This is a genomic window from Methylovirgula sp. 4M-Z18, assembly GCF_037890675.1.
Lineage (GTDB): Bacteria > Pseudomonadota > Alphaproteobacteria > Rhizobiales > Beijerinckiaceae > 4M-Z18.
This window is the reverse complement of sequence record NZ_CP149574.1, coordinates 689793-715820: the sequence shown is the minus strand read 5'-3', so window position 1 is coordinate 715820 and position 26028 is coordinate 689793. Positions and strand designations below refer to the sequence as shown.

18 protein-coding genes and 1 tRNA gene are annotated in these 26028 nt (G+C 61.4%); 4 read left to right on the top strand and 15 right to left on the bottom strand.

Going from position 1 to position 26028, the window contains the following annotated elements:
• Window positions 1–4: 4 nt before the first annotated feature.
• The 9 genes from V9T28_RS03175 to V9T28_RS03135 form a co-directional block, all read right to left on the bottom strand.
• On the bottom strand, window positions 5–1507 hold the full coding sequence (locus V9T28_RS03175) for an aldehyde dehydrogenase (RefSeq protein ID WP_116400799.1): 1503 nt from the start codon (window positions 1505–1507) through the stop codon (window positions 5–7).
• Between the two features lie 97 nt (window positions 1508–1604).
• Window positions 1605–2756: an iron-containing alcohol dehydrogenase gene (locus V9T28_RS03170; protein ID WP_116400798.1), complete on the bottom strand. Its 1152-nt coding sequence runs from the start codon at window positions 2754–2756 to the stop codon at window positions 1605–1607.
• Window positions 2757–3020: 264 nt separating this feature from the next.
• On the bottom strand, window positions 3021–4604 hold the full coding sequence (locus tag V9T28_RS03165) for a peptide chain release factor 3 (protein ID WP_116400797.1): 1584 nt from the start codon (window positions 4602–4604) through the stop codon (window positions 3021–3023).
• Between the two features lie 161 nt (window positions 4605–4765).
• Window positions 4766–5458: a hypothetical protein gene (locus tag V9T28_RS03160; RefSeq protein ID WP_147306433.1), complete on the bottom strand. Its 693-nt coding sequence runs from the start codon at window positions 5456–5458 to the stop codon at window positions 4766–4768.
• Between the two features lie 748 nt (window positions 5459–6206).
• Window positions 6207–7577 carry an L-serine ammonia-lyase gene (locus V9T28_RS03155; RefSeq protein WP_116400795.1) on the bottom strand — a complete coding sequence of 457 codons (1371 nt, stop codon included), beginning with the start codon at window positions 7575–7577 and terminating at the stop codon, window positions 6207–6209.
• A 57-nt stretch (window positions 7578–7634) separates the two neighbouring features.
• Window positions 7635–8207, bottom strand: coding sequence for a sarcosine oxidase subunit gamma (locus V9T28_RS03150; protein WP_116400794.1), 573 nt, complete (start codon window positions 8205–8207; stop codon window positions 7635–7637).
• Complete coding sequence (locus V9T28_RS03145; protein ID WP_116400793.1) at window positions 8200–11211, bottom strand: sarcosine oxidase subunit alpha family protein; 3012 nt, start codon at window positions 11209–11211, stop codon at window positions 8200–8202. The genes V9T28_RS03150 and V9T28_RS03145 overlap by 8 nt, the downstream gene beginning before the upstream one ends.
• The gene (locus V9T28_RS03140; RefSeq protein ID WP_116400792.1) at window positions 11208–11510 is read right to left on the bottom strand and encodes a sarcosine oxidase subunit delta; all 303 of its coding nucleotides are present in this window, start codon (window positions 11508–11510) and stop codon (window positions 11208–11210) included. Before V9T28_RS03140 ends, V9T28_RS03145 begins: the two co-directional genes overlap by 4 nt.
• Before the next feature lie 10 nt (window positions 11511–11520).
• A complete protein-coding gene (locus tag V9T28_RS03135) occupies window positions 11521–12771 on the bottom strand; it encodes a sarcosine oxidase subunit beta family protein (RefSeq protein ID WP_245424090.1) in 1251 nt (416 codons plus the stop codon).
• A gap of 207 nt (window positions 12772–12978) precedes the next feature.
• Between V9T28_RS03135 and V9T28_RS03130 the strand changes: the two genes are divergently transcribed.
• The 4 genes from V9T28_RS03130 (at window position 12979) to V9T28_RS03115 (ending at window position 16818) form a co-directional block, all read left to right on the top strand.
• Complete coding sequence (locus V9T28_RS03130; RefSeq protein ID WP_116400790.1) at window positions 12979–13629, top strand: phosphoribosylanthranilate isomerase; 651 nt, start codon at window positions 12979–12981, stop codon at window positions 13627–13629.
• Between the two features lie 89 nt (window positions 13630–13718).
• A complete protein-coding gene (locus V9T28_RS03125) occupies window positions 13719–15164 on the top strand; it encodes an FAD-dependent oxidoreductase (protein WP_116400789.1) in 1446 nt (481 codons plus the stop codon).
• 13 nt (window positions 15165–15177) lie between these two features.
• Window positions 15178–16650: a sensor histidine kinase gene (locus tag V9T28_RS03120; RefSeq protein ID WP_158554796.1), complete on the top strand. Its 1473-nt coding sequence runs from the start codon at window positions 15178–15180 to the stop codon at window positions 16648–16650.
• Between the two features lie 91 nt (window positions 16651–16741).
• Window positions 16742–16818: transfer RNA gene (locus V9T28_RS03115), tRNA-Arg, on the top strand.
• Between the two features lie 509 nt (window positions 16819–17327).
• Here the strand turns inward: V9T28_RS03115 and pyc are convergent.
• The 6 genes from pyc to V9T28_RS03085 all read right to left on the bottom strand — a co-directional run bounded on the left by pyc (window position 17328) and on the right by V9T28_RS03085 (window position 25990).
• A complete protein-coding gene (pyc, locus tag V9T28_RS03110; protein WP_116400787.1) occupies window positions 17328–20804 on the bottom strand; it encodes a pyruvate carboxylase in 3477 nt (1158 codons plus the stop codon).
• 87 nt (window positions 20805–20891) lie between these two features.
• A complete protein-coding gene (gene sucD, locus V9T28_RS03105) occupies window positions 20892–21791 on the bottom strand; it encodes a succinate--CoA ligase subunit alpha (protein ID WP_116400786.1) in 900 nt (299 codons plus the stop codon).
• A gap of 14 nt (window positions 21792–21805) precedes the next feature.
• The gene (locus V9T28_RS03100) at window positions 21806–22990 is read right to left on the bottom strand and encodes a malate--CoA ligase subunit beta (protein WP_116401077.1); all 1185 of its coding nucleotides are present in this window, start codon (window positions 22988–22990) and stop codon (window positions 21806–21808) included.
• A 13-nt stretch (window positions 22991–23003) separates the two neighbouring features.
• The gene (locus V9T28_RS03095) at window positions 23004–23948 is read right to left on the bottom strand and encodes an HpcH/HpaI aldolase/citrate lyase family protein (protein ID WP_116400785.1); all 945 of its coding nucleotides are present in this window, start codon (window positions 23946–23948) and stop codon (window positions 23004–23006) included.
• Window positions 23949–23972: 24 nt separating this feature from the next.
• Complete coding sequence (locus tag V9T28_RS03090) at window positions 23973–25163, bottom strand: aminotransferase class V-fold PLP-dependent enzyme (protein WP_116400784.1); 1191 nt, start codon at window positions 25161–25163, stop codon at window positions 23973–23975.
• Between the two features lie 185 nt (window positions 25164–25348).
• Window positions 25349–25990 carry a response regulator transcription factor gene (locus V9T28_RS03085; RefSeq protein ID WP_116400783.1) on the bottom strand — a complete coding sequence of 214 codons (642 nt, stop codon included), beginning with the start codon at window positions 25988–25990 and terminating at the stop codon, window positions 25349–25351.
• Window positions 25991–26028: the final 38 nt, after the last annotated feature.

The following is a 26028-nucleotide window of genomic DNA, read 5'->3' as shown; positions in this document are numbered from 1 at the left end:
CCCTTTAATTATAGGCTGTCCAGATGACCTTGCTGTCCATGTATTTCTCGACCGCATGCACCGAGCGGTCGCGGCCGAAGCCCGATTGCTTGAAGCCGCCGAAGGGCGTCGCCAGATTCGAGCGGTCGAACGTGTTCACCCAGACCGTGCCGGCCTTGATGCCGGACGACAGGCGATGCGCCGCATTCATGTTGCTGGTCCACACGGCCGCGCCGAGGCCGTAGATCGTATCGTTGGCAAGCCTGATCGCTTCTTCTTCCGTGTCGAACGGCACGACCACAACGACCGGCCCGAAGATCTCCTCTTGCGCGACGCGCATCGAATTCTTGCACTCGTCGAGAATGGTCGGCTCGACATAGAAGCCGCCCGTCTCCTGCAGCACGCGATGGCCACCACTCGCAACGACCGCGCCTTCCGACTCGCCGATGTCGATATATCCCAGCACGCGCTCCATATGCTGCTGCTCGATCAGCGCACCCATCTGCGAGGCTGGATTGAGCGAATAGCCGATCGGGATCTGCACCTTCGCGACGTCGGCGATTTTCGCCACCAATTCCTTCTGCACGGAACGATGGACGAGCACGCGCGACCCGGCATGGCAGGTCTCGCCCTGATTGTAGAAAATGCCCCAGGCAATGCCCTCCGCCGCGCTCTGCAGATTGGCGTCGGCCATCACCACCTGCGGGCTCTTGCCGCCGCACTCGAGCGAGACGCGCTTCATGTTGCTTTCGCCCGAATAGCGCAGCATCAACTTGCCAACTTCGGTCGAGCCGGTGAAAGTCACCATGTCGACATCCATATGCAGCCCGAGCGGCTTGCCGGCGCTGGTGCCAAGGCCGGTGACGACATTGAACACGCCGTCGGGAATGCCCGCTTCCTTGGCGAGCCGCGCAAGCACGAGCGAGGCGAGCGAGGATTGCTCGGCCGGCTTCAGGATCACCGAATTGCCGGCAACGAGCGCCGGCCCGATCTTCCAGGCGGCGATGATGAGCGGATAGTTCCACGGTACGATGGCGGCGACAACGCCGAGCGGCTCGTGGCGGATTACCGCCTGATCCATCGGGCCGGTGGGCGCGACTTCGTCATAGAGCTTATCGGCAAGTTCCGCGTAATATTGAATGCAGTCGGCGCAATTGGGCACGTCGACGGCAAGCGCATTGCCGATCACCTTGCCGACATCGAGCGATTCCAGCAGCGCGATTTCGTCGATGTTCTCGCGGATGAGCGCCGCGAATTTCAGCAGGATCTTCTTCTTCTCGACCGGAGCAAGATGGCGCCACCGGCCATCCTCGAAAGCCTTGCGCGCCGCAGCGACCGCGCGGTCGATATCGGCGGGGCCGCAATTGGCGATTTTGGCGAGCAGCGTGCCATCGATCGGCGAAATGCGGTCAAAGGTCTCGCCGGAAAGCGCCGGCACATAGGCGCCATCGATGAAGGCGCGCGATTCGATCGTAAGCGCCTTGGCACGCTCTTGCCAGGCTTGCTGGGTGGTGGGGCGGTCGAGCATGGAAGTGACCTTTGGTTGGTTGTCGTTAAAGTTAGATCTTGCCGCGCGCTTCCTTCTCCCGCACAGCGGGAGAAGGGTTCGCGCGGCACTATTCCTATTACACCTGCGTCAGCACGGCCTCCGCCAGCATCTGCAGATCAGCCTCACTCGCGGCGCGCTTGTTCGAGCTCAGCATCGCCGCATTCTCGGGCCGCGCCATTTGTCCGGCCAGGGTCCGTGGCGAAACGTCGGCGAATTGTTGCGAGATGTCGATCTTGATGCCGCTGGCGCGCAGCAGCTTTTCATAAGCGCCAGCGAAATCCTGCGCCGTCGAGGGCACACCCATGGCAGCGGCGCAGGCGGCATAGGCGCCATCATCATCGGCGATGTTCCAGGGCATGGAGGCGAGCATCGCGACACCCACCGCATGGCCGTGATGGATGGCTTTCAGCGACCCCAAGGCATGGCCGATATTATGAGCGATCGCCGTGCCGCAATTGTCGATGGCGATACCGCCGTAGGCGGCGGCGCGCTGCAGCGCCTCGCGCGCAGCAATGTCCTTGGGGTTCTCCAACGCCTTGAGCAAATTATGCGCCACGAGCCGGATCGCCTCGTGCGCATAGAGATTGTTGCCGGCATTGGCATATTTGTTGGTCGCGGCCTCGACCGCATGCACCAGAGCATCGATGCCGGTCGCCGCCGTCACATGCGGCGGCAGGGAGACGGTGAGCTCAGGATCGAGAATGACCGCATCCGCCTTGATCTCATCGCCCCACAGCCACACTTTCGCATGGTCGGCGCGGGTCAGGATCGAGGTGCGCGTGGTCTCCGACCCGGTGCCGGACGTGGTCGGTATACAAATTTTCTTCAAGGTCCCCGCCGGGAAGGGGTTTTCGCAGAGCTGATAATGCTGTGCGCCGTGAGGGCCGACCGCAATCGCCGCGACCGCCTTGCCCAAATCGAGCGCCGACCCGCCGCCGAGACACACGACCAGATTGGCCTTGGCCTTGCGCGCGAGTTCCGCCGCCTTGTCGGCCTCCGCGATCTTGGGATCGGGGGTGAATTCGGTGAAAACGCTCAAGGCAATGCCGGCCTTGGCGATAATCCCGGCCACATCGTCGATCATGCCGGTGGATTTCAGGCCCGAATCGGCGACGAGCAGCACATGACCGGCCTTGCCGGCATAAAGTTCGGCGAGGCCGCCAAGCCCCTGCCGAGCACCCGGCCCCGCGGAAATGGCGGGGATGCGGGCGAGAGAATAGGTGGACATCGGTTCTTTTTAACTTTCACGAAGACCAAACGTGCCACCATGCTCCATCGCAATGCGCCGCGTGGAAACTATGTTTTGCCGGTGGCGGTATCGAAAAATTGGGTGGCCTTGGGGCCGCGGGCGTCTCGCCCGCACCTCGAAATGCGGCGTCGGGCCGTGGCGAATTCCGCCGTTATTGCTGACAGCGCAAAGGACCGCGACCGTCCCGGTCGCATAACGATCTTTCGTGGTGTGGCCTCATGCGACCGGGACGGTCGCGGTCCTTTAGGCCGCCGCCTTCTGATAGTCCTTCACATCGGCAAAGACGATCTTCGGCCAGCGCTCCTGCTCGTAGCGCAAATTGAACGCCGAGGTCGCCATGAAGACCGGGGCGCCGTCGAGGTCGCTGGCGAGCGCGGTCGGATAGGCGCGCAGGAATTTTTCAAGCTCCGTCTTGTCGTCGCAGGTCACCCAGCGGCACACTTCGAAGCGCGGCGTCTCGAAGCTCACCGGCAATTGATATTCGGCCTGCAGCCGCTCGGCCAGCACGTCCAATTGCAGCGCGCCGACGACGCCGACGATGGCGCTGGAGCCGTCGTTGGGTAGAAACACCTGCACCACGCCCTCTTCCGCCATCTGCTGCAGGCTCTCGCGCAGCTTCTTCGCCTTCATCGCGTCGCTGACGCGCACGCGGCGCAGGATTTCCGGCGCGAAGCTCGGCACGCCGCGGAACACCAGCTCTTCGCCCTCGGTGAGCGTGTCGCCGATCCGCAACGTGCCGTGGTTCGGGATGCCGACCACGTCGCCGGCGAAGGCCTCCTCGGCGAGCGAGCGGTCCTGCGCGAAGAAGAATTGCGGCGCGTTCAGCCCGATCGTCTTGCCGGTGCGCGAGAGCCTCACCCGCATGCCACGCGTGAGCTTGCCCGAGCACACGCGCATGAAGGCGATGCGGTCGCGGTGGTTCGGGTCCATATTGGCCTGGATCTTGAAGACGAAGCCCGACATTTTCGGATCGTCGGGCTTCACCAGCCGTTGCGCCGCTTCCTGCCCGCGCGGGCTCGGTGCAAAGGCCGCCAAAGCGTCGATGAGATCGCGCACGCCAAAAGTTTTCAGCGCCGAGCCGAAATAGACCGGCGTCAGGTGGCCCTCGAGAAAGGCGGCCTTGTCAAAGGGTTTGCAAGCCTCCGCCGCGAGGAACAATTCTTCCGCGAAAGCCTCGCGCTCATGTTCCGGCAGCAGGCCGGCGATCGCCGGATCGTCCGAACCCGAAACCGGCACCAATTCGTCGCTATCGATCTTGCGCACCACTTTGGAATTGATGTCATAGGTGCCGGCAAAGCTTTTGCCGCTGCCGATCGGCCAGGTCATGGGCGTCGTGTCGAGCGCCAGGGTCTTTTCGATTTCGTCGAGCAGGTCGAACGGATCGCGCGACTCGCGGTCGAGCTTGTTGATGAAGGTGACGATCGGGATGTCGCGCAGGCGGCAGACCTCGAACAATTTCCGCGTGCGCGCCTCGATGCCCTTGGCGGCATCGATCACCATGACGGCGGAGTCGACCGCCGTCAGCGTGCGATAGGTGTCCTCGGAAAAGTCCTCGTGGCCCGGCGTGTCCAGGAGGTTGAAGACGCAGTCGCCATATTCGAAGGTCATGACCGAGGTGACGACCGAAATGCCGCGCTCGCGCTCGATGCCCATCCAGTCGGAGCGGGTATTGCGCCGGTTCGCCTTGGCCTTCACCTCACCGGCAAGCTGAATCGCGCCGCCGAACAGCAGCAGCTTTTCGGTGAGCGTGGTTTTACCGGCGTCCGGGTGCGAAATGATCGCGAAGGTGCGGCGGCGGCTGACGGGGCTTTCGGCTTTCTGGGACATGGGGCGGTTTAGTGGGGAGGGTGCGGCGGTTTGTCAAGCCGTTCCTCAAGCCCCCGCCGGCCGGCGGAACCGCTCTCGTGGGATCTCCGCCACCGCCGTGATCTCTGTCATCAGATCGGGATGAGAGGCGACGCACATCAACTTTGGCATTGGTGGCGGCGCTACGCGTTTTGCATTACGCGTCGAGTTCCCGCCTGCAACGACCTTAGCGGCACAACTGTAGCCACCTGTTGCAACAGTGCCGTGTCGTCAGCGGCGAGTTCCCGCTCATATACCGCGAATTTTTGAGATTGTTCGTTCTCTGTGTCGGAAAATGAGACAAACTTCGCGCTAATGGAGGCGTGATGCGCTGAAACGCCATTAATTAGCAAGTCGTAACCATCTACTCCGCGAACAGCAAAATCAAAGTGTCGATCACCTCCGCTTTTGCCTCTAATGGCAAAATTACGGGCAATTCGCTCCGATGCGACGGTCGAAGATAGTATTCTGTCAATCTTCTCGACTAGCGCTTCCTCTACGACAGCTGAAGCTTTTGCGGCGGCGGCGATCGCGACACGTGATGAAGCGTTGGCAACGCTCAAAATCGCAGGCGCCAACCACTCGATAGACACATCTCGAGAAATCAAAGAATCATCGGTGTGATGTAGTTGAAACCGTTTGGCTTCGACATCAATAAGTCTCGACACCAACAAGTGATCGCGTCCGTGTGCCCAGGCCGACCTATAAGCTCCTCCGCCATCATGAACGCGGTAATCATCCCCCATTTTTACAACGTAAACGTAGACGGTTTCGAATGAAGGATAGAGGCAATGCGTCGCTATGCGAGCTCCATCCAGAGTGTTCTCGCACTTCACGTATAGTTCCAAGGTCGCCCGTATCGAATCGCAAGACATAGCTACACCAGCTCTCTTGGAGGGCCAAACGCTCGTTGATCCGGAGTTAATATCAAATTAACTTCGTCCGCTAGCCATGGAAATGCCTGATCAAAGCGATGAATTCGTGGTGGCAAGGGAACTCGACAAGGCAACTCCCATTCTTGATCTAGCAAAACGTAGTCCCTATTATGAGACCAGGAATGAAAATGAGAACCACAAACACTCGGCGGCAGTCCAAAACTACTGGCAAATGTAGGATTCCAATGACAAATCGTGTCGGCCACAAAATCAAGTCGCCCCAGGCAATTGCCGCGGAAAATAAGTGATATTGTAAATGGCTTATCAGACGCAGGCGAAACCCTAATTCTTAATTGCCCTGTCTCCACGATCCCAAGGCTATTGGCTATGGGCCAAACAGCCTCCCAAAAATTCCCTTTCTTACGCGCTTGCTTCGGCCCAAATTCGGGCGGCGCCCCGGAAAGCGATTTAGCGTCGGCAAGAAACTCATCTGCCAACCCAACCTCAGCCTTCCGAATCGACCCAGCCATTTCGAAACGGTAATATCGCCACCCGTATTCGGCAAACCCTCTCCTTCAGTCCATTCGAGCAAAGCACAAATTTCACCTGCCCGACTAAGAACATAACAAGAACAATATACTCTTTCTCCGTCCAATCGCAAGTGACATTTCAGCAATAAAATAGGGCCGCAGAAAAAAGCTCATCCACCTCAACACTCAATAAAACTCACCGCCAACCCACCCAGCGACGTTTCCTTATACTTGTCGTGCATATCCGCCCCGGTCTGCCGCATCGTGGCAATCACTTTGTCCAAGCTCACGAAATGCTTGCCGTCGCCGTGCATGGCGAGGGAGGCGGCGTTGATTGCCTTGATCGCGCCGAAGGCGTTGCGCTCGATGCAGGGGATTTGCACCAGGCCGCCGATCGGGTCGCAGGTCATGCCGAGGTGGTGTTCCATGCCGATTTCGGCGGCGTTTTCGATCACCTCGTTGCTGCCGCCAAGCGCCGCGGCGAGGCCCGCCGCCGCCATCGAGGACGCGACACCCACCTCGCCCTGGCAGCCGACTTCGGCGCCCGAAATCGAGGCATTCATCTTGAACAGCGCGCCGACGGCCGTGGCGGTGAGCAGAAAGACCTCCATGCCCTGCGGGGTCGCGCCGGGGCAGAAGTCGCGGTAATAGCGCAGCACCGCCGGCACGACGCCGGCTGCGCCATTGGTCGGGGCGGTGACGACGCGGCCGCCGGCCGCATTCTCCTCGTTCACCGCGATGGCGAAGATGCTGACGCGGTCGTTCATCTCGTTCGGCATGCGCATGTTCTTGCGGCTGTGATCGGCCACCCGGTGCGACAAAGATTTCGCCCGGCGCTTCACATGGAGCCCGCCCGGCAATTCGCCTTCGGTCGCAAGGCCGCGGTCGATGCAGGCCATCATCGTGGCGGAAACGCGGGCGAGATGCTGCTCCACTTCGGCCTTGGGGCGCAGGGCCTCCTCATTGGCGCGCACCATTTCGGCGATGGTCAGCCCGTGCGTGCGGCCCATGTCGAGCAATTGCGCGGAATTTTTGTAAGGATAGGGAACGCTCTCACCGCTTCCCGCTATTTGATCTTCCGCGCCCTCGCGCACGACGAAGCCACCGCCGACCGAACACCAACGCTCTTCCACAAGCACGCGGCCCTCCGCGTCCTTCGCCACGAAGGATAGAGTGTTGGGGTGGCGCGGCGGAATGTCGATCGTGTTGAAGACGATATCGGTCGCCGGATCGAAATGAATGTCACGTAAGGACGCGAGGCGCAGCGTCTTGTTCTCGATCGCCTGCGCGACCATCGCATCGGCGGCATCGGGGTCGACAGTCGCGGGATCCTCGCCCGCAAGGCCGAGCACCACCGCTTTGTCGGTGCCATGGCCCTTGCCGGTCCAGGCCAGCGAGCCATAGAGCGTCGCCACCACCTGCGCGACATGCGACAGATGGCCGGCCGGCACGAGCGCATCGGCAAAGGCCTTGGCCGCCTTCATCGGCCCGACCGTATGCGAGGAGGACGGGCCGATGCCGACTTTGAAGAGTTCGAAGACGCTGATCATGCGAGCACCTGCACTGCACTCCCTTCTCCCCGTCTACGGGGAGAAGGGACTTGCATTCTACACCGCCGTCAACCCGAACGCAGCCTCTTGCAGCAGGCCGCTGACATAGGGGGCGAAGGAACGCCAGACTTCCATGTGGAACGTCTTGGCCTCCTTACGCCACAGCACGACCTCGGCCTTGGCGAAAATGGTGCGCGTGCACATGCCGACAGGAAACGCTTCGTCGTCGAGATTGAGCGGGCAAGCGGCATTGATCAATTGCGCGGCGCGGTTGCCGGAAATCTCCAGCGCCGTCTGGCGATGCGAGACATCGACGAGACTGTGCGGGATCGTGGCCAAGGCGGATGCGATGCCTTGCTTGATCTCTTCGCCTTCGCCTGCCGGCGCCAGCAGCAGCCATTCGTCCGGGCCGAGCCACAGCGTCGCGCGGTTCCCGGTGGTGGCGGTGCGGCACACGTCGTGCAGCACATAGACGCCGAAGACGGTGCCGCACGCGGCGGCGGCTTCGGCCGAGCCACGGAAGACGAAGCGGCTTAGCGGCGGCACGGTGGTCACGGTCGGGCCGCCGCGCACGGCGACGAGCGGATCAGCCCCGAGGGGCGGAATGCGTTGCAGCGCAGTCTCAACCATCGAGGCGCTTTCCTTCCTTATCAAAGAAAATCGGATCGGTGAGCGTCACGGCAATCGCACCGCCCGGCATCGGCACATGCAAGGTCTCGCCCATGCGCGCGCGACCGTTGGCGACGACAGCGAGCGCGATCGAGCGCTGCAACGTCTCGCTCCAATAGGACGAGGTCACATGGCCGAGCGCGGACGTGCCCGTCGGCGGATTGGCCTCGGCCGTGATCTGCGCGCCCTCTTCCAACACGACATTCGGATTGCTGGTGAAGAGGCCGACCATCTGCTTGCGGTTCTTGGCGACCAGATCGGAACGCATCATGCCGCGCTTGCCGACGAAATCGGGCTTGGTCTTGCCGACCGCCCAGGCGAGACCGACATCGTCGCAGACCATCGTGCCGTCGGTTTCCTGGCCAACGATGATATAGCCTTTTTCCGCGCGCAGCACGTGCATGGTTTCGGTGCCATAGGCGACAGCGTCGTATTTCTGCGCCTCGGCCCAGATCAGCTCCCAAACCTTGCGGCCATAATCGGCCGGGACGTTCACCTCAAAGCCAAGTTCGCCGGTGAAGCTGACCCGGAACAAGCGCGTCGGCACGCCCTTGATATGGCCTTCGCGCACCGACATATGCGGCATCGCGGCAACATCGATATCGTCGATCAAAGGTTCGACAATCTTCCGCGCGCTTGGCCCCTGCACCGCGATCACCGCCCATTGTTCGGTCGTCGAGGTAAGCCAGACCTTCAGCTCGGGAAATTCGGTCTGCAGGTAGTCTTCCATATGGTGCAACACGCGCGGCGCACCGCCCGTCGTGGTCGTGACATGGAAACGGTCGGGCGCGATGCGGCCGATCACGCCGTCGTCCATCACAAAACCCGCTTCATTCAGCATCACGCCATAGCGGCAGCGGCCGGGCTCGAGCTTGCTCCAGGCGTTGGTATAGAGGCGGTTCATGAATTCGGCGGCGTCGGGACCGACGACCTCGATCTTGCCAAGCGTCGACGCATCGAACACGCCCGCCGACTGGCGCACGATGCGGCACTCGCGCTTGACCGCCGCATGCATGTCCTCGCCATTCTTCGGGAAATAATAGGCGCGCTTCCAAATGCCGACATCTTCGAACGCGGCACCCTGTTCCGCCGCCCAATCGTGGATCGGCGTGCGCCGCACGGGATCGAACAGATCGCCGCGCGACAGGCCCGCGAACGTGCCGAAGGTGGTCGGCGTATAGGGTTGGCGGAAGGTGGTGAGGCCGACTTTCGGCACCGGCGTCTGCAACGCGTCGGCGGCGATCGCGAGCGCGTTCAAATTCGACGTCTTGCCCTGATCGGTCGCCATGCCGGTCGTGGTGAAGCGCTTGATGTGCTCGATCGAGCGCATGCCTTCGCGCGTCGCCAGGCGAATGTCCTTCGCCGTCACGTCGTTCTGGAAATCGACGAACGCCTTTGCCTTATAGGGGTTCTGATCATGCGGCGTCGCGCCGCTGAAACCGGCGCTGAGCGCGACATCGCCCTCCGCATGGAAGCTCTTGTCGCCGCGCGACGCATAACCGGCTGCAACCGCCGCCTCGACGCCGGCGGCGTAGCCTTCGTTTAGCGTGCCCGCCAGGGTGAACGTGCCTTTGCACGCACCTGCGGAACGCTCGGCTTGCGCCGACTTGCCGGGCACGAAGCTCTTCGTTTGCTCGTCATAGGCGAGCTTGCCGCGCGACTGCGAGAAGAGATGCACGGACGGCGTCCAACCGGCCGACATCAGGAGGCAGTCACAGGCGACCGTCTCGGTGGTTGCGGCAACACCCGTCACATCCGGGCGACCCAGCTTGACCGCGCTGATGCGCAAACGCCCTTCGGTGCCGGTGACGCAGGCGCCAAGTTCCACGCGAATGCCCGCATCGCGCGCGGGTTGCGTCATCGCACCGCCCTCGGGGCGCAGATCGGCGATCAGCGGCACGCCGGCACCGGCGGCCTTCAGTTCGATCGCGGCGCGATAGGCGTCGTCGGTCGCGGTGAACAGCACAATCTGCTTGCCGGGCAGCACGCCATAACGGTTGAGATAGGTGCGCGCCGCATCGGCCAGCATGATGCCGGGGCGGTCATTGTCCGGGAAGACCAGCGGCCGCTCGATCGCGCCGGTGGCGAGCACGACCTGTTTCGCCCGCACCTGCCACATGCGCTCGCGCGGGCTGGCTTCGCTTGGGCTTTGCAAGTGATCGGTGATGCGCTCGACGAGGCCGACGAAATTCTGCGCGTAATAGCCAAACGCCGTGGTGCGCGGCAGCAGCCGGATCCGGTCGTGCATGGCGATCGAGAGCAGCACGTCGAGCGCCCACTCGCGAGCAACACGGCCCTCGATCGTCGCTGTCGTCTCCGTGAGAAGCGAGCCGCCGATTTCCGCCTGCTCGTCGCAGAGGATGACTTTCGCGCCATTCTCCGCTGCCGCCAGCGCCGCCATCAACCCGGCCGGGCCACCGCCGATGACCAGAACGTCGCAATGTTCGTAGCGGTTAGCATAGCGGTCGGGATCCGCGTCGCTCGGCGCCTTGCCGAGACCGGCGGAGTGCCGGATGACCGGCTCGAAAATCTTGTTCCAGGCCCAGGCTTTCGGCAAGAAGCGCGGTCCCATGAAGGTCTTGTAGTAGAAGCCGGCCGCGAACAGCGGCGAGAGGAAATTGTTGATCTCGCTCACATCGAAGGCAAGCGACGGCCAGCGGTTCTGGCTCGCAGCGCTGAGGCCTTCGTAGAGTTCGACCTGCGTCATGCGCAAGTTCGGCGCAGACCGGCCGCCGCCGCGGCTCACATCGGCGAGCGCATTCGGCTCATCCGAGCCGGCGCCGACGATCCCGCGCGGACGATGGTATTTGAAGGAGCGGCCAGTCAGATGCACGCCATTGGCGAGCAGGGCCGAGGCGAGCGTGTCGCCTTTGAACCCCTGATAGGATTGGCCGTCGAAGGTGAAGCTAATGGGCTTCGCGCGGTCGATACGGCCGCCGGAGGCGGTGCGCAGATTCTGGCTCATGCGGCACCCCGCTGAAGCGCATCCAAATCAGGCGCTTGTTCACCGCTCTTGTAGGTGGCGAGGATCTTGTCGCTTACCGTGTCGCGCACGCAATTGAAGAACCGGCCGCAGCCCGAAATGTGCCGCCAGCGCTCGGTGTAAATCCCCTTCGGATTGTCGCGGAAGTAAAGAAATTCCGAGAATTGCTGGTCGGTGAGGTCCGCCGCATTCGCGCCCGGGCGCACGACATGCGCCTGGCCGCCGTAGCGGAATTCGAGTTCGGGCCGGGGGCCACAGATGGGACAGGGAATGAGCAGCATCACAATCTCTTTAGTGTGCGACAGCGGCGGCCGCGGCCTCGTCGATGAGGCGGCCGGTGGAAAAGCGCTCCAAGGTAAAGGGCGCGTTGATCGGATGCGGTTCGCCGGTGGCGACCTGATGGGCGAACACGTGGGCAGACCCCGGTGTCGCCTTGAAGCCGCCCGTACCCCAGCCGCAATTGACGTAGAGGCCCGGCACCGGTGTCTTGCCGATGATCGGCGAGCGGTCCGGCGTGACGTCGACGATGCCGCCCCAATTGCGCAGCATGCGCATGCGCCGCACGTTGGGGAACAATTCGCAAATCGCGTCGAGCGTGTGGGTGGCGATGTGCAACCCGCCGGTCTGCGAATAGGACGTATAGGCATCCGTGCCGGCGCCGATAACCAATTCGCCCTTGTCCGATTGCGACATATAGGCGTGGATCGTGTTCGACATCACGACGCAAGGCATGATCGGCTTGATCGGCTCGGACACGAGCGCCTGCAGCGGATAGGATTCGAGCGGCATGCGCACGCCCGCCATATTCATCAGCACCGACGTATGGCCGGCCGCGACCACGCCGATCTTCTTGGTCTTGATCGGGCCGCGCGTCGTCTGCACGCCGGTCACGGCGCCGTCGGGTGAGCGATCGATACCAGTCACTTCGCAGTTCTGGATGATGTCGACGCCCAAATTCGAAGCGCCGCGCGCATAGCCCCATGCCACAGCATCGTGCCGCGCCGTGCCGCCGCGGCGCTGCAGCGCGGCGCCGAGAATCGGATAGCGCATATTGTCCGAAATATTCAGGATCGGGCAATAATCCTTGGCCTGCTGCGGGGTCAGCCATTCGTTGTCGATGCCCGCCAGCCGGTTGGCGTGAACATGGCGCTTGAACACCTGCACGTCGTGCACGTTATGCGCCAGCATCATCACGCCGCGCGACGAATACATGACGTTGTAATTGAGCTCCTGCGACAGATTTTCCCAAAGCTTCACAGCGTGCTCGTACATCGCCTCCGATTCTTCCCAAAGATAATTGGAGCGGATGATCGTCGTGTTGCGCCCGGTATTGCCGCCGCCGAGCCAGCCCTTTTCCAGCACCGCAATGTTGCGCATGCCGTGTTCCTTGGCCATGTAATAGGCGGTCCCAAGGCCGTGGCCGCCGGCGCCAATGATGATCGCATCATAAGCGGCCTTCGGCTCGGGGAAGCGCCATTGCTCCGGCCAGCCCTGGTGGCCGCCAAAGCTCTGCTGCAGGAGGTTCAGGAAGGAGAAACGCAAATCAAGCTCCGAAATCGCGGCATTTTGAACACCTATCCGCCAGGACGATCTCTGGTTCAAGGCTAAAACGCTATGCAAGATGCGACATTTGCATGTCTCGCGGGGCCTCTGTCGGATCAGGAACATTTTCCGCTTGGGAGGATCGTATAGAATAGCTTATCCAAGCAGCGTGTTCGCCTTCAATTCACGATCCTAGGTCCGGCCCCTATGATTCCACGCCTGAAAGTCTGCTGCATATCTTCGCCAGAGGAACTCCGGCTTGCCGTTGCGGCGGGGGCGGATGCACTCGGCTTTGTCGGCGATATGCCGTCCGGCTCTGGCGTGATCGGGGACGAGCTGTCGCGCGCGTTGGTGCGCCTCGTGCCGCCGCCCGTCGCTAGCGTGCTGCTGACCGCCTATGAGCGAGCCGAGGATATCGCCCGGCATGTGCAGGATGTCGGCGCCAATACGGTGCAGATCGTCAACCATATCGACAAAAACGAATATCGCGCCTTGCGCGAGGCGATCCCGACCGCCCGCCTCATCCAGGTCATCCATGTCGAAGACGACCATGCGCTGGACCTCGCCCGCGAATATGCCGAAGTGGCCCATGCCCTGCTGCTCGATTCGGGACGCCCGAGCGCGGCCGTCCCCGAACTTGGCGGAACCGGGCGCACGCATGATTGGTGCATCAGCGCCAGGATCGTGCAACAGATTGATATTCCTATATTCCTGGCCGGCGGTATCACGCCGGCGAATGTCCGCGAAGCCATTGCGCAAGTGCGGCCCTATGGGATCGATCTGTGCTCGGGCGTCCGCACCTGCTGGCACCTCGATCCGGAAAAACTCGCCGCCCTCACCCACGCCATGTGGACGTGATCGCCGGAGTTAACCGCTCGGACGTGACCCGCCTTTGCCGATGACGGCGCGCCTGTTACAAATTGCGCCCGATCAACAGGAATCACGGTGTGGCGGACCCGCTGACCCCCGATCTTTGCATTATCGGCGCCGGCGCCGCCGGCACGACCCTGGCGATGGGCGCCGCGGCAGCGGGCCAATCGGTGGTGCTGATCGAAAAGGCGACGCCAGGCGGCGCCCATCTGCATGGCAGCCGCATCGCCGCCCAGGCCTTCCGGGCCGCCGCCATGGCGGCGCAGAGCCAGCGCGCCAGCGCCAGCCTTGGCCTCAAATCGCGTGAGCCGCCGATCGATTTTGCCGCGATTCGCGCCAATGCGGCGCGGGCGGCCGATAATGTCGCACGCAATGTCGCAGAACAGCGGCTGCGGGCGTTGGGCATTACCTTGATCAATGCCACCGCGCGCTTCACCCGGAAAAACCAGGTTGTGGCCGGCAATGTCACCGTCGCGGCGCGCCGGTTCGTGATCGCGACCGGCTCCAAGCCGGAGGCGCGTCCGATTCCCGGGCTCGAACTCATCCACGCCCTCAACGCCGACACGATCTTCGACCTGCCGGCCCTGCCCCCACGCCTCGTGATCATCGGCGCGACGGCACGCGGGGTCGAACTCGCGCAGATTTTCCGCCGGCTCGGCTCGGATGTCACCGTGCTCGACTCGGGTGCGGCCCTTGCCGATGTGGACGAGGAGCTGCGCGAGCCGATTCTGGCGGCGCTGCGTCGAGAGGGCGTGCGGCTGACCGAGAACGCGCCGCAGATGCAGATCGAGCCGCGCCAGGGCACCAGTTTCACCGTCGCGCTCGGCGAGGACGGGACGGTCAAGACCTATGTCAACGGCTCGCATCTGTGCGTGACCGGTCACCAGGCGCAGATGGACAGCCTTTGCCTTGACGACGGGCGCGTGGCTTGGACGAGATCCGGCGTCGTCGTCAATCGCCATTTGCGCAGCGTGAGCAATTCTCACGTCTATGCCATCGGCTCGGTCGCGGCCATTGACGGACAGGCCGCCGAACCCTCCACCCACCTTGCCGAGCACCAGGCCGATCTCCTGCTGCTCAGCTTGCTTTTGCGCCGGCCGGCGCGCGCCAAGGCGCACCACATTCCCCGCGTGATCGCCACCGAGCCGGAATTGTGCACGGTCGGATGGCGCGAGCACGAGATCAAGACGCGGCACCGGCATTGCCAAGTCTGGCGCTGGCCCTTCGGCCAGAACGAAGCGGCGTCCATCGGCCGGCATTCCGCCGGCCATATCCGGGTGATCACAGCGCTGGACGGCAAGATCCTGAGCGCCAGCGTCGTCGGGCCAGAGGCGCGCGAATTGATCGCGCCTTGGGTTCTGGCGATGAATCAAGGTATCATCATCGACGATCTCGCGCGGCTCACCACGCCGGCGCCGAGCCTGTTCGATGTTTCGCGTCAGGTCGCGCGGATCGCATTCGCCACGCGGCTGCGGTCGCCCTGGCGCAGCCTTCTGCACCGCTTGCGCGGCGCTTTTAAATAGATTTCGTGCCCGTATGAACGGCCAAGATAATCCGCCTCTGCAGCCCACCCCGAGACGCTGGCGTTTCGGCCTGACCAGCCGCGTCGTCGTGCTGATCGTGCTGTTCGTCATAGCGATCGACGTCGCGATCTATCTGCCGATTCTCGCCAATTTCCGCACCAATTACCTGAAGGACCGCCTCGCTGCCGGACTGACCGCCGCGCTCGTGTTTGAAGCGGCGCCGCGCAACATGATCCCGGAATCACTGGCGCAGGAAATCCTCGCCAGCGTCGGCGCGCGCACGATCGTGATGAAAATGCACGGCACCCACCGCCTGCTTGCTGTGTCCGACATGCCCGAGTCGATCGACGAAACCTACGACACCCGCAACGCCATGCCCTGGGAATCGATGATGGCGGCGTGCCGCGCCCTGCTCGCGCCGAAGGGCCGGCTGCTCAATGTGATCGGCGATGCGCCAATGGGCGGCGATTCGATCGAGATCGTCCTGCCGGAGACGCCTCTCAAGGCCGCGATGCGACGCTATTCGATCGACCTTCTCTTGATCTCGCTCGTGATGTCGGCCTTTCTCGTCTGTCTGGCCGTCTTCGCGCTCAATTGGATGGTGCTGCGCCCGGTGCGGCACTTAACCTCCAATCTCATGGATTTCGGCGAGAATCCCGAGGATGTGACCCGCATCATCAGCCCTTCGGGCTCGACACACGAGATCGGCCGCGCGGAACAGGCGCTGGCGACCATGCAGGGGCAACTGGTCCGCGAATTGGCGCAAAAGAAGCACCTCGCCGCGCTCGGCCTCGCGGTGGCCAAAATCAACCACGACCTGCGCAACATGCTGGCCTCGGCGCAATTGCTCTCGGACCGGCTCGCCAGCCTGCAGGATCCCGCCGTCAAGCGCCTGGCGCCGAAACTGATCAGCACGCTCGACCGCGCCATCGCCTTTTGCACCTCGACGCTCGCCTACGGCCGCGCAGTGGAACGGCCGCCGCAATTGCGCCGCCTCGTGCTCCAACCCGTGGTCCATGATGCGATCGAGACGATGAATGCCGGCCACGCGGGGGCGGGCCCGGTGCAATTTGCCAACGAGGTGCCGGCGGATTTTGAGATCACGGCCGATTCGGAGCACATGTTCCGGGTCCTGCTCAATCTGATGCGCAACGGCAGCGAAGCGATTCTGAATGCCGGAATTGCCGATGGGCGGATGACCGTGCGCGCCGCGCACACCAACAGCCACGCCATCATCGAGGTCGCCGACAATGGCCCGGGCGTGCCGAAAGAGAAGAAAGATCAATTGTTTGAAGCCTTTCGCGGCTCCTCCCGACCCGGCGGCACCGGCCTTGGCCTCGCCATCGCCGCCGATCTCATCCGCGCCCAAGGCGGAACGATCGCACTCCTGGACGACAGCCCCGGCGCCACCTTCCGCATCACCCTGCCGAACGGCGCCAAAAAGGCCCGCGGACACGCGAATAATTCCGCCACGTCAAAAACTTAGCATATGGCCCAAGATTTTTTTCGTTTCGCACTTGCCAAAAAACCTTCAACCGATTACACGAACGTCCTCGCTCGGCACCACCGAGCGGCACGCGCCCGTAGCTCAGCTGGATAGAGCATCAGACTACGAATCTGAGGGTCAGAGGTTCGAATCCTTTCGGGCGCGCCATTTTTCTCAATAAAATCAATGTATTTTTTGCCTGCTCTCGCAGGCCTTTCGGCTGATGAGCGGCTTTTTGTTGATTTCCACCGAGAAGTGACCTGGCATTAGGGGATATTTCCATCGAGAAGTGACCCATGTTTGAACCTTGCCCCGCGTGTCTTCAGCGGGGGCTATGGAGTGATCGACATGGCGACGTTGAGCGAATTATGCTCGAAGTGATTGCGGGGGCACACAACCACCGATACCAACATGCGCTGGAAGCGGCGATTTAAAAGCCCCGACCGAGGTCAGGCAACATGGGATCAGTCCCTGACGGGCTGATACTGCGGCGCGTCCGGCCCAGGCGCGGCTCGAAGCTGAGATCGTCATCGTGGGTCATGGGCAATGTAGGGCGCTTTTGTCCTGTCCTTCCGTTCTGGCTCCAGAGGCGCGTCACACCGATTGCGGAGCCAGACACCTCCGACAATTTCCCCGTCAGGCAACTGCAGGCATGCGCAACAAGCGCGACCAACGAATCAATGACCTGAATTGTCACCAAAGCTTAGAACGATGAGGAGATCCTTCGCGTCAATTTGATCTCCTGCCCTGACGAGTATTTCCGACAGAGTGGCGTCTCTATCCGCGTGCAGTGCCATTTCCATCTTCATCGCCTCGATTGACAGGAGAACGTCCCCGGCTTTAATCGCCTGACCTGGCGATACTGCGATCGTTGAAACGACGCCCGGCATTGGCGCGCCGACATGTGCGCTGTTATTTGGTTCCGCCTTGCGGCGAACGCTACTTCCGGCGCTCCGACTGCGGTCTGGTACCCTAATGGAACGCGGTTGGCCGTTCAGTTCGAAGAATACCTTCACCATGCCCTTCTCGTCGGTTTCTCCTCGCGCCTGATGGATGATGACGAGCGTTTTGCCCTTCTCGATATCGGCATGGAGTTCCTCGCCCTGCGCCATGCCGAAGAAATAAGCGGGTGTCGGCAGCACGCTGACTGGCCCGTAGGTCTCGGCTGCAAGCGCATAGTCCGTGAAGACTTTTGGGTACATCAAGTAGGACGCAAACTCGAAATCGTCGATCTTTCGTTCGAGCTTGTCTTCGATGCTCTTGCGTTCGGCATCGAAGTCGGCGGATTCGAGCAGCGAACCGGGACGGACAGTATAGGGCTTGTCGCCTTTGAGCGCTTTCTTCTGTAATTCTTGAGGCCATCCGCCTGGCGGCTGGCCAAGATCTCCTCTGAGCATTGAGACAACCGATTCCGGGAAGGCGATGTCCTTTTCCGGGTTCTCGACATCGGCCACCGTCAAATCCTGCGAGACCATCATCAGCGCCATATCGCCGACCACCTTGGACGATGGCGTGACCTTGATGATATCACCAAACATCTGGTTCGCATCGGCATAAGCCTGCGCCACTTCGTGCCAACGAGGTTCGAGGCCGAGAGAACGTGCCTGCTCTTTGAGATTGGTGAACTGGCCGCCTGGCATCTCGTGCAGATAGACCTCAGAGGTAGGCCCTTTGAGATCGCTTTCGAACGCCGCGTATTGGTGGCGCACTGACTCCCAATAATATGAGATGCGGCGAATCCACTCCGGATCGAGACGAGGATCGCGATCCGAACCGTTTAAGGCCTCGACGATCGAGCCGAGGCAGGGCTGCGAGGTATTGCCGGAAAATGAATCCATGGCGGCGTCGACGACGTCAACACCGGCTTCGACGGCCGCCAGAACCGTCGCTGCGGCAACCCCGGACGTGTCGTGCGTATGGAAATGAATGGGTAAATCGGTGGCCTCGCGCAGCACCTTGAAGAGCACTCGGGCTGCCCCCGGCTTCAACAAACCTGCCATATCTTTCACGGCAATCATGTGAGCGCCGGCCTTTTGCAGCTCGCCCGCCAGAGCCGCATAATACTTCAGGTCATATTTCGGACGGGCAGCATTCAAGATGTCGCCCGTATAGCAGATGGCCGCCTCGCAAATCTTGTTCTCCTCGGCGATCGCGTCCATTGCAACGCGCATGTTGTCGATCCAGTTCAAACAATCGAATACGCGGAACACGTCTATCCCGCCCCTGGCCGCCTGCCGCACGAAATATTTGACGACATTATCGGGATAGTTCTTGTAGCCCACGCCATTGGCACCGCGCAGCAGCATCTGCAAAAGCACGTTTGGTACCGCCTCGCGGATACGTGCCAAGCGGTCCCACGGATCTTCGGTCAGAAAGCGCATCGAGACATCGAAGGTTGCGCCACCCCAGCATTCCAGCGAGAAGAGGTTTGGCATCGCACGCGCATAAGCACCTGCGATACGGATGATGTCATACGTGCGCATGCGCGTCGCGAGCAACGACTGGTGGCCGTCGCGCATGGTCGTATCGGTGATGAGCACTTCTGGTTGCGCGCGCACCCATTCGGCAAATTTTATCGGTCCGAACTCGTCGAGCCGTTGCTTGGTCCCAGGCCTGATGTCGCGATCGATAAACGGCACGACCGGACTTGCAATCATCTGCGAAGGGCGTGCGCGTCCTTTGACCTCAGGATGGCCATTCACCGTCACATCGGCAAGATAGGTCAGAAGCTTCGTCGCACGGTCCCGTCGCTTCACCTGCAGAAACAGCTCGGGCGTCGAGTCTATGAAGCGCGTCGTATAGCTATTGGTGCGAAAGCTTGGGTGGCCAATGATCGCTTCAAGGAAGGTCAGGTTGGTCGCAACCCCGCGGATACGGAATTCGCGGAGCGCGCGGAGCATGCGATGAATCGCTTCATCTCGATCCGGCGCCCAGGCCGTCACTTTTTCCAGAAGCGGGTCATAGTAGCGCGTGATGACCGCTCCGGAATAGGCCGTACCGCCGTCGAGGCGAATGCCGAAGCCCGTGGCGCCGCGATAGGCTGTGATACGGCCGTAATCGGGAATGAAGTTCTGTTCCGGATCTTCGGTGGTGATGCGACACTGTAATGCATGGCCATTGAGACGAATATTCTCCTGCGCCGGAACACCGGATTCCGGCATGCCGATAGCAAGACCGTCCAGAATCTTGATTTGCGCCTTGACAATATCGATGCCAGTGATGACCTCGGTGACAGTGTGCTCGACCTGGATGCGCGGATTGACCTCGATGAAGTAGAACTTGCCCGTATCCGCATCCATCAGATACTCGACGGTGCCGGCGCCAATGTAGTTTGTCGCTTTTGCAATTTTTATCGAGTAAGCAGCGATCTCCGCGCGTTCCGCGGCACTCAGATATGGGGCGGGCGCCCGCTCAATGACCTTCTGATTGCGTCTTTGAATCGAGCAGTCGCGTTCGAACAGGTGAACGACATTGCCATACGCATCGCCCAAGATCTGGCTTTCCACATGGCGGGCGCGCTCGACCAGCTTTTCGAGATAGACCTCGTCCTTACCAAACGCAGCCATGGCTTCGCGCCTGGCTTCCGTCACCTCACGCGCCAGGTCTTTCGGATCGCGAATGGCACGCATGCCGCGTCCGCCGCCGCCCCAAGATGCCTTGAGCATCACGGGATATCCGACTTCCCCGGCCATTCTCTCGACTTCCGCAATGTCGTCAGGCAGCGGATCGGTCGCCGGCACGACTGGCACGCCAAGCGCTATGGCAAGGTTGCGCGCCGTAACCTTATTGCCAAGTTGGCGCATGGTTTTCGACGCTGGGCCGATAAAAGTAATGCCGGCCGCATCGCAGGCATCGACGAATTCCGGGCTCTCCGAAAGCAGGCCGTAACCGGGGTGAATGGCATCTGCCCCGGAGAGCCTGGCCACACGGATGATTTCGTCGATCGACAGATAACTTTCTATGGGACCCAGGTTGCGCGCCAGATGCGGGCCGCGGCCGACTTGATAGCTCTCGTCTGCCTTAAAGCGATGCAGCGCGAGCTTGTCCTCCTCAGCCCAGATCGCAACCGTTTTCAGACCCAATTCATTAGCTGCGCGGAAGACGCGAATGGCGATTTCAGAGCGATTGGCGACAAGGATCTTGGAGATAGGCACGTCGGTTCTCTCTTGTCAGCATGACACAGGGGCCATCTCTACTCTCGGCCATATCCACGGCAACGGCAATCCTGACACCCTCGGGCTTCACGCGGCTTTGCCCATGACGGACAAGACTTCGGCCACTGTCTCGCCAAAGGAAGATGGCGTCGGTACAATGGTCACCCCGGCACCTTTCAAAATCTCGACCTTTTCCTGAGCCGATTCCCCGAAAGCAGAGATGATCGCTCCGGCATGGCCCATTCTGCGGCCTTTCGGCGCGGAGAGGCCGGCGATATAGGCGATCAGAGGCTTCTTCATGTTGTCGCGTGCCCAAAGCGCGGCTTCCGCCTCCTGCGGGCCGCCGATCTCGCCGATCATCAGCACCGCGTCAGTGTTCGGATCCTTTTCGAAGAGTTCCAGCATGTCCTTGAACGATGAGCCGTTGACCGGGTCGCCGCCGATGCCGACCGAGGTCGAAACGCCAATGCCTCGCGCCTTCATCTGGCTCGCTGCCTCGTACCCGAGCGTGCCTGAGCGACCGACGATACCGATACGGCCCGGCAGGTAGATCGAACCCGGCATAATACCCATCAATGCCTCGCCCGGGGTAATCACGCCTGCGCAGTTCGGCCCGATCAGGGTCATGCGGTCGTCAAAGCGGTAGCGCCGCATATATCGCTTGACCCTGATCATGTCCTGGGACGGAATGCCGTCAGTGATGCAGACGCAGAGCCGAATGCCGGCGTCCGCAGCTTCCATGATCGAATCGGCGGCGAAGGGGGGCGGCACGAAGACGATCGAAGCATCGGCTCCGGTCTCTCGCACCGCGCCCTTGACCGTATTGAAGATCGGCACGCCGAGGTGGGTGTGGCCGCCCTTGCCGGGCGTGACGCCACCCACGACATATGTTCCGTAGCGTTTCATGTCCTCGGCGTGGAAGCTACCGATCTTGCCGGTGAAACCCTGCACAATGACGCTGGTGTACCTGTCGAGTAGAATGGACATATCGTAAGCCTCCCTCAATCCGCCTTGTTGGCAGTATGGGCGCGCCACGCGCCAACGGCCTTTTCGGCAGCTTCAGCCAACGTTTCCGCAATGATGATGTTCTCGCCGCACTCGGCGAGGATGCGTCGCCCCTCTTCCATGTTGGTGCCGGAAAGGCGCACGACGAGCGGAACAGGTACGCCGACTTCGCGCAGCGCTTTGACGACGCCCTCGGCCACCCAGTCGCAACGGTTGATGCCGGCGAAGATGTTGACGAGGATCGTCTCGACATTCTTGTCGCGCAATACGGCACGGAAGCTCTTCGCCACGCGCTCCGGCGATGCGCCGCCACCGATATCGAGGAAGTTGGCGGGCTCGCCGCCGGCGATCTTGATCATGTCCATGGTCGCCATCGCGAGGCCGGCGCCATTGATGATGCAGCCAATATTGCCCTCGAGGCCGACATAGGAGAGGCCGCGGTCCGACGCGAATGTCTCGCGCGGATCTTCCTGGCTCTTGTCGCGCATTTCGGAAATATGCGGACGCCGAAAAAGGGCGTTCTCGTCGAAGCTCATCTTTGCGTCGAGCGCCACAAGGTCGCCCTGTCGGGTGACGACCAGCGGATTGATCTCCAGCATCGAAGCGTCATAGTCGACAAAGGCATTGTAGCAGCCAAGGATCGCTTTGGTGGCGCGGCCGATCAAGGCGTTGTCGATACCGAGGCCAAAGGCAATCTCGCGCGCCTGGAAGTCCTGCATGCCGACCCCAGGATCCACGGTCGCACGGATGATTGAGTCCGGCTCGGCCTCAGCGATCTCTTCAATCTCCATGCCCCCCGAGGACGATGCGACGATCATGATGCGTTCGGACTTCCGGTCGAGCACGAAACCAAGATAGATCTCGCGCTCGATATCCATCGCTTCTTCGACGTAAAGGCGGCTGACCAATTTGCCCTGCTGCCCGGTCTGATGCGTCACGAGCCTTTGGCCGAGCATACCGTCTGCAGCCGCGACGATCTCATGGTCGGAACGGCAGAGCTTGACCCCACCGGCCTTGCCGCGCGCGCCGGAATGGATTTGAGCCTTGACCACCCACCGTTCGCCGCCGATCTCGCTCGCGCGATAGGCTGCCTGCTCGGGGCTATAGGCGAGACCGCCGCGCGGAATTTGAATGTGGTAGCGAGAGAGGAGTTCTTTGGCTTGATATTCGTGAATGTCCATCGGCATTGTCCCTTCAACGCTGATCAGCCGTCATGGCCTCGTAGGTCGCGAGCACGTTGCGCGCCATGCGCTCGGACGCGGCATCGATCATTTTGCCGTCCAGCGAGGCGGCGCCCTTCCCCTGGCTCTCTGCGACCTTCAGCGCGTCGATGATGCGGCGCGCGCGATCGACTTCCTTGTCCGTTGGCGAAAAGATCTCGTTGGCAAGCGCGATCTGGCTCGGATGGATGGCCCATTTGCCCTCGATACCGAGTGCGGCGGCCCGACGGGCTGCAGCTTTGTAACCCTCCGGATCGGAGAAGTCGCCGAAAGGCCCGTCAATAGCGCGCAGGCCGTATGCCCGGCAGGCCACCGTCATACGCGATAGGCCAAAGTGCCATTGGTCCCCGGGATAATCCGGATTGAGCCCGCCGATGTTGACCGTACGGGCCTTGAGACTTGCGGCATAATCGGCGACACCGAAATGCAACGCTTCCAGCCGGCCGCCGAATGAAGCTATGGCCTCGACATTGGCCATGCCGAGCGCGGTCTCGATGAGCGCCTCGAGGCCGACGCGCGTTTGGTACCCCTTTGCAATCTCAATTTGGTTGACCATCGCTTCAACCATATAGAGATCTGCCGGCACACCGACCTTCGGAACCAGCAGCGTGTCGATGCGATCGCCCGCCTGTTCCATCAAGTCGACGACGTCGCGATACATGTAATGGGTGTCGAGGCCATTGATGCGAACAGAGATCGTCTTGCCCCGATTGCGCCAGTCGATTTGATTGAGCGCCACGATAATGTTGGCTCTTGCCCGTTCTTTGTCCGGCGGCGCGACGGCATCCTCGATGTCGAGGAAGATATAGTCGGCATCCGAATTGGCGGCCTTCTCAATCATATCGGGATTGGAGCCCGGCACAGCGAGTTCGCTGCGCTGCAAGCGGAGTTTACGGAGATGGTTGATCGTGTGGCTCATATGGTGCCTCGGAATCCCGTCCGCTCAAGCGGCCTTGGTGGTTGCGATGGTGGCGGCTGAACGGAACTGCTCGATGGCGGCGCCGACACCGGAGCCAGGCTCGATCGCCACGCCGCAATCAAGCAGCGTGAGCTCAACCGCTGAGAGGGCCCCCAACACCATGACCTCATTCAGGGCGCCAAGATGACCTATGCGGAAGACCTTACCGGCGACTTTGCTGAGTCCGGTGCCAAGCGAAGTATTGTAAGCGCGATAGGCATGTTGGATCACCTTGGCCGCGTCGGTGCCTTCGGGAACGCGGATCGCCGAAACCGTGTCCGACTGCCATTTCGGCTCGGTCGCGCAGAGTTTGAGTCGCCAGGCGCGGATTGCGGCGCGCACGCCGTTCGCGAGGCGATGGTGGCGCGCAAATATGTTTTCCAAACCTTCCTCGAACATCAGGTCGAGCGAAGCGCGCAACCCGCGCAGGAGCTGCGTCGGCGGCGTATAGGGAAAGTAGCCGGTGTCGTTGGCCTTGATCATGTCCTCGAATGCGAAATAACAGCGCATATGGCGGGCGGACTTGGATGCGGCCAATGCCTTCTGACTGACGGAGAGGAATCCGAGGCCGGCCGGCAGCATGAAGCCTTTTTGGGAGCCAGATACCGCGCAATCGACACCCCATTCGTCCTGGCGGAAATCAATCGAACCGATCGAAGACACGCCGTCGACGAAGAGCAGCGCCGGATGTCTGCAGGCATCCAACGCCGCGCGCACGGCCGCAACATCCGACGTGACCCCGGTCGCCGTCTCGTTGTGCGTTACGAAGACCGCTTTGATCTTGTGCGCCGTGTCGGCGGCGAGTTGTTCAGCATAGAGTTCGACCGGAACACCGGTGCCCCAGTCCACGTCGATGCAATGCACGTCGAAGCCGAGGCGCTCGGCCATGTCGACCCATAGGTGCGAGAACTGGCCAAACCGGCTCATGAGCACGCGATCACCAGGCGAAAGAACATTGGTCATGGCCGCCTCCCACGCCCCGGTACCGGACGAGGGGTAGATGAAGACGCGGCCGGCCTCGTTTTTGAACACTTTCTTGACGTCTGCGAATAAAGGAAGAATCAGGTCCGGATATCGTGGTGAACGCATGTCTTCCATCGGCAGATTCATCGCCTGGCGAACCTGTTCGGGAATATTGGTGGGACCGGGAATGAAGAGATGGGTATGGCCTGGCACGGTTCCTCCAAGGGCAGTCAGCGTTATGGACGGCATGTTATTGCGTGCTCACAGTGTCCTGCGCGCAATATCCGCACAACACTCGCTCAGGTAGAAAAGGATGCTGATCGGATAGTGAGATGGCAGCCGAGGGATCGGCGGCTGGAGAAAGACGGGTAGGTTCAAAGCTACCCGTTCGGGCGGGCTCAGTCCGCCTTTCGTCGGCATTCTCTTACGTAAAGTGCCACAGCCATTGCACGGTTGCGCACTTCGAGCTTATCGTAAAGATTCTTAAGGTGATATTTTACGGTGTTCGCCGATATGCCGGTGCGGCTGGCAATCTGCGCGTTCGACCAACCGTTGGCGAGCATTCCAAGCAACTCCCTTTCGCGCGCGGTGAGCCGCTGAAAAGGCGTGTCGGAGATTTTAGAGAGGACAGTATAAGGAATGCATATTCGGCCTTGTACAACCGCCGTCAGGGTTGCGAAGAGAATTTCCGGATCCTCGAACTGATAGCAGAGCCCATTAACGCCAAGCCGGATTGTTTCGTTAACTATGGTAGGATTGGTGGTATCGGCAAACAGAACGATCTTTGGATCGAGGCCGAGCCGACCGATTTCTGCCAATACATCTGGAGCCTCCGCGTCTAGCAATTGCCAGCCGAGCAGAACGCAGTCAGCCTCTATGACCCTAAGCTTCTCACATAGCTCCGCTGACGACCGTGCTGTGTCCACAATCGAAAATCTGGTCGTTTCAGAAAACAGGTTGCGAAGGGCCGCAATAACGAGGGGATTGCGCTCGGCTACGAGAACGCGCACCCTACCCTCCCCCGACACGGATAAACCCATGCGCCGCTCCTCCCAGACGTCGACATAGAAAGCGAGAC

What these genes read in the sequence shown, in the direction of transcription:
- V9T28_RS03175 (WP_116400799.1), bottom strand. Translation starts at nt 1,507, where the DNA reads ATGCTCGACCGCCCCACCACCCAGCAAGCCTGGCAAGAGCGTGCCAAG.
- V9T28_RS03170 (WP_116400798.1), bottom strand. Translation starts at nt 2,756, where the DNA reads ATGTCCACCTATTCTCTCGCCCGCATCCCCGCCATTTCCGCGGGGCCG.
- V9T28_RS03165 (WP_116400797.1), bottom strand. Translation starts at nt 4,604, where the DNA reads ATGTCCCAGAAAGCCGAAAGCCCCGTCAGCCGCCGCCGCACCTTCGCG.
- V9T28_RS03155 (WP_116400795.1), bottom strand. Translation starts at nt 7,577, where the DNA reads ATGATCAGCGTCTTCGAACTCTTCAAAGTCGGCATCGGCCCGTCCTCC.
- V9T28_RS03150 (WP_116400794.1), bottom strand. Translation starts at nt 8,207, where the DNA reads ATGGTTGAGACTGCGCTGCAACGCATTCCGCCCCTCGGGGCTGATCCG.
- V9T28_RS03145 (WP_116400793.1), bottom strand. Translation starts at nt 11,211, where the DNA reads ATGAGCCAGAATCTGCGCACCGCCTCCGGCGGCCGTATCGACCGCGCG.
- V9T28_RS03140 (WP_116400792.1), bottom strand. Translation starts at nt 11,510, where the DNA reads ATGCTGCTCATTCCCTGTCCCATCTGTGGCCCCCGGCCCGAACTCGAA.
- V9T28_RS03130 (WP_116400790.1), top strand. Translation starts at nt 12,979, where the DNA reads ATGATTCCACGCCTGAAAGTCTGCTGCATATCTTCGCCAGAGGAACTC.
- V9T28_RS03120 (WP_158554796.1), top strand. Translation starts at nt 15,178, where the DNA reads ATGAACGGCCAAGATAATCCGCCTCTGCAGCCCACCCCGAGACGCTGG.
- sucD (WP_116400786.1), bottom strand. Translation starts at nt 21,791, where the DNA reads ATGTCCATTCTACTCGACAGGTACACCAGCGTCATTGTGCAGGGTTTC.
- V9T28_RS03100 (WP_116401077.1), bottom strand. Translation starts at nt 22,990, where the DNA reads ATGGACATTCACGAATATCAAGCCAAAGAACTCCTCTCTCGCTACCAC.
- V9T28_RS03095 (WP_116400785.1), bottom strand. Translation starts at nt 23,948, where the DNA reads ATGAGCCACACGATCAACCATCTCCGTAAACTCCGCTTGCAGCGCAGC.
- V9T28_RS03085 (WP_116400783.1), bottom strand. Translation starts at nt 25,990, where the DNA reads ATGGGTTTATCCGTGTCGGGGGAGGGTAGGGTGCGCGTTCTCGTAGCC.